Here is a 2988-nt window from a genome sequence, read left to right on the forward strand (position 1 = left end):
GTACCGCAAAGGGCGGCACCAACCTGGATTTCGGTGGTTTCGGGCTGAAGGCGCTTGAGCCGAACCGCGTCACCGCACGTGAGATCGAGGCGGCCCGCCGCGCGATCACGCGTGAAATGAAGCGCGCTGGTCGCGTCTGGATCCGTATTTTCCCGGACGTGCCGGTCACTTCGAAGCCGACCGAAGTCCGCATGGGTAAGGGCAAGGGTGCGGTCGACTACTGGGCGGCGCGCGTCAAGCCGGGCCGTATCATGTTCGAGATCGACGGCGTCAATGAAGAAACCGCCCGTGAGGCACTGCGTCTCGGCGCGGCCAAGCTCTCGGTCAAGACGCGCTTCGTGCAGCGCATCGCAGAATAAGGACGGGCTGATCATGAAAGCCGAAGACATCCGGACCAAGACCCAGGACCAGTTGACCGACGACCTGGCCAGCCTGAAGAAGGAGCAGTTCAACCTGCGCTTCCAGAAGGCCACCGGCCAGCTCGAGAAGACCGCGCGCGTGAGACAGGTCCGTAAGGATATTGCGCGTATCAAGACCATCGCTGCGGAAAAGTCCGCGGCTAAGAAGGCTTAAGGACGAAAACCATGCCAAAGCGCATTCTGCAGGGCACCGTCGTCAGCGACAAGAACGAGAAGACGGTTGTCGTCAAGGTCGAACGGCGCTTCACGCATCCCGTGATGAAGAAGACCGTGCGCATGACCAAGAAGTACAAGGCGCACGACGAAAACAACGCCCACAAGGTTGGCGATCAGGTGTTCATCCAGGAATCGAAGCCGATTTCCAAGGACAAGCGCTGGATCGTCGTGTCTTCGGACCAAGCCTGACCTCGGGCGTAAACAACGAATTTTGGACAGACCGGGGAGGGGCTTTGAGCCCATCCCGTTAGAAGAGAAGAAGGCGGCCAGTCATGATTCAGATGCAAACAAACCTCGACGTCGCGGATAATTCCGGCGCCCGTCGTGTCATGTGCATCAAGGTGCTGGGCGGCTCGAAGCGGAAATACGCTTCCGTGGGCGACATCATCGTGGTGTCGATCAAGGAAGCCATTCCGCGCGGCCGCGTAAAGAAGGGCGATGTGATGAAGGCGGTCGTGGTTCGCACGGCCAAGGACATCCGCCGCCCGGACGGCAGCGTGATCCGTTTCGACAAGAACGCGGCCGTTCTCGTCGACAACAAGAAAGAGCCGATCGGCACGCGTATCTTCGGACCGGTTCCGCGCGAACTCCGCGCCAAGAACCACATGAAGATCATCTCGCTCGCGCCTGAAGTGCTGTAAGGAGCCGGACCAATGCAAAAGATTAGAAAAGGCGACAAGGTCGTCGTGCTGGCCGGCAAGGACAAGGGCCGTTCGGGCGAAGTCCTCTCGGTACAGCCGAAGGAAGACACCGCGCTGGTGCGCGGCGTCAACATGATCCGTCGTCACCAGAAGCAGTCCCAGTCCCAAGAGGGCGGGATCATCACCAAGGAAGCGCCGATCCAGCTGTCGAACATCGCGCTGGCCGACCCCAAGGATGGCAAGCCGACCCGCGTCGGCTTCATCTTCCAGAAGGACGGCAAGAAGGTGCGCGTCGCCAAGCGCTCGGGAGAAGTCATCAATGGCTAAGGCTCAATCCAAGCAGGCGACCGCGAACAACACGCCGCGCCTCAAGCAGGTCTACAACGAGACCATCCGCAAGGCGTTGCAGGAACAGTTCGGCTACGACAACGAGATGCAGGTTCCGCGCATCGACAAGATCGTGCTGAACATGGGCGTTGGCGAAGCGACCGCCGATTCGAAGAAGCCTTCGATCGCGGCCGAAGACCTGGCGATGATCGCCGGCCAGAAGGCCGTCGTCACCCGCGCCCGCAACTCGATCGCCGGCTTCAAGGTCCGCGAGAAGATGCCGATCGGCGCTAAGGTCACGCTGCGCAAGGAACGTATGTACGAGTTCCTCGACCGTCTCGTGAACATCGCACTGCCACGCGTCCGCGACTTCCGCGGGCTCAATCCGAAGAGCTTCGATGGCCGTGGCAACTACGCCATGGGCATCAAGGAACACATCGTGTTCCCGGAGATCAACTACGACAAGGTTGATCAGATCTGGGGCATGGACGTCATCGTTTGTACGACTGCGAAGACGGATGACGAAGCCAGGGCATTGCTCAAGGCTTTCAACTTCCCCTTCCGCCAGTAACGGCAGCGAGAAAAGGAAAAATCTGAAATGGCAAAGACCAGCTCAGTCGAGAAGAACAACAGGCGCCGCAAGCTTGCCGACCAGTACGGTCCCAAGCGCGCTGCCCTGAAGGCGATCATCATGGATCAGTCCAAGCCGATGGAAGAGCGTTTCCGCGCTCAGCTCAAGCTTGCCGCCATGCCGCGCAACTCGGCCAAGATCCGCATCCGCAACCGCTGCGAAGTCACCGGCCGTCCGCGCGCCTACTATCGCAAGCTCAAAGTATCGCGCATCGCGCTTCGTGATCTCGGCAATAACGGCCAGATCCCGGGCCTGGTCAAGTCGAGCTGGTAAGGAGGACATAACATGTCATTGAGCGATCCTCTCGGCGATATGCTGACCCGCATCCGCAACGCGTATGGCCGCAAGAAGTCGAGCGTTTCGACGCCGGCTTCGCGTCTGCGCACCCGCGTCCTCGACGTGCTGAAGGCTGAAGGCTATATCCGCGATTACAGCCAGACCGACTTCGACAACGGCAAGTCCGAAATCGAGATCGAGCTGAAGTATTTCGACGGCGCGCCGGTCGTGCGCGAAATCGCCCGCGTCTCGAAGCCAGGCCGCCGCGTCTATGTTTCGGCCAAGTCGATTCCGCAGGTCGCCAACGGCCTCGGCATCGCCATCCTTTCGACACCGAAGGGCGTGATGGCCGACCATGAAGCACGTGAACAGAACGTCGGCGGTGAGATCCTCTGCCAGATCTTCTGATCTGGCAGTTGACCGCAAAGTGGAATCCGGTCTTCGGATCGTTCCCGAAGACAGAGACCTGAAACAAGAG

The 2988-nt window shown here is 59.9% G+C and carries 8 protein-coding genes; all 8 read left to right on the forward strand.

All coding sequences use genetic code 11. The annotated features are described in order from the left end of the window. Window positions 1-359, forward strand: a 359-nt coding sequence (gene rplP / locus EN750_RS26705) for a 50S ribosomal protein L16 (protein WP_127398409.1), incomplete at its 5' end; no start/stop codon positions are given. Between the two features lie 13 nt (window positions 360-372). Next, window positions 373-573, forward strand: coding sequence for a 50S ribosomal protein L29 (gene rpmC, locus EN750_RS26710; protein WP_006205459.1), 201 nt, complete (start codon window positions 373-375; stop codon window positions 571-573). Window positions 574-584: 11 nt separating this feature from the next. Then, the gene (gene rpsQ, locus EN750_RS26715) at window positions 585-824 is read left to right on the forward strand and encodes a 30S ribosomal protein S17 (protein ID WP_010909280.1); all 240 of its coding nucleotides are present in this window, start codon (window positions 585-587) and stop codon (window positions 822-824) included. Window positions 825-907: 83 nt separating this feature from the next. After that, window positions 908-1276 carry a 50S ribosomal protein L14 gene (rplN, locus tag EN750_RS26720; protein ID WP_006205457.1) on the forward strand — a complete coding sequence of 123 codons (369 nt, stop codon included), beginning with the start codon at window positions 908-910 and terminating at the stop codon, window positions 1274-1276. Window positions 1277-1288: 12 nt separating this feature from the next. Next, window positions 1289-1603: a 50S ribosomal protein L24 gene (rplX, locus tag EN750_RS26725; RefSeq protein ID WP_013531428.1), complete on the forward strand. Its 315-nt coding sequence runs from the start codon at window positions 1289-1291 to the stop codon at window positions 1601-1603. Further along, window positions 1596-2174, forward strand: a complete 579-nt coding sequence (gene rplE / locus EN750_RS26730; protein ID WP_127270613.1) for a 50S ribosomal protein L5 — start codon at window positions 1596-1598, stop codon at window positions 2172-2174. The genes rplX and rplE overlap by 8 nt, the downstream gene beginning before the upstream one ends. A 27-nt stretch (window positions 2175-2201) precedes the next feature. Further along, window positions 2202-2507: a 30S ribosomal protein S14 gene (gene rpsN / locus EN750_RS26735; protein WP_013895695.1), complete on the forward strand. Its 306-nt coding sequence runs from the start codon at window positions 2202-2204 to the stop codon at window positions 2505-2507. Window positions 2508-2519: 12 nt separating this feature from the next. Then, complete coding sequence (gene rpsH / locus EN750_RS26740) at window positions 2520-2918, forward strand: 30S ribosomal protein S8 (RefSeq protein ID WP_013531431.1); 399 nt, start codon at window positions 2520-2522, stop codon at window positions 2916-2918. The last annotated feature ends 70 nt before the right edge of the window (window positions 2919-2988 follow it).

This window comes from Mesorhizobium sp. M7A.F.Ca.ET.027.03.2.1 (genome assembly GCF_003999175.1).
Taxonomy (GTDB): Bacteria; Pseudomonadota; Alphaproteobacteria; order Rhizobiales; family Rhizobiaceae; genus Mesorhizobium.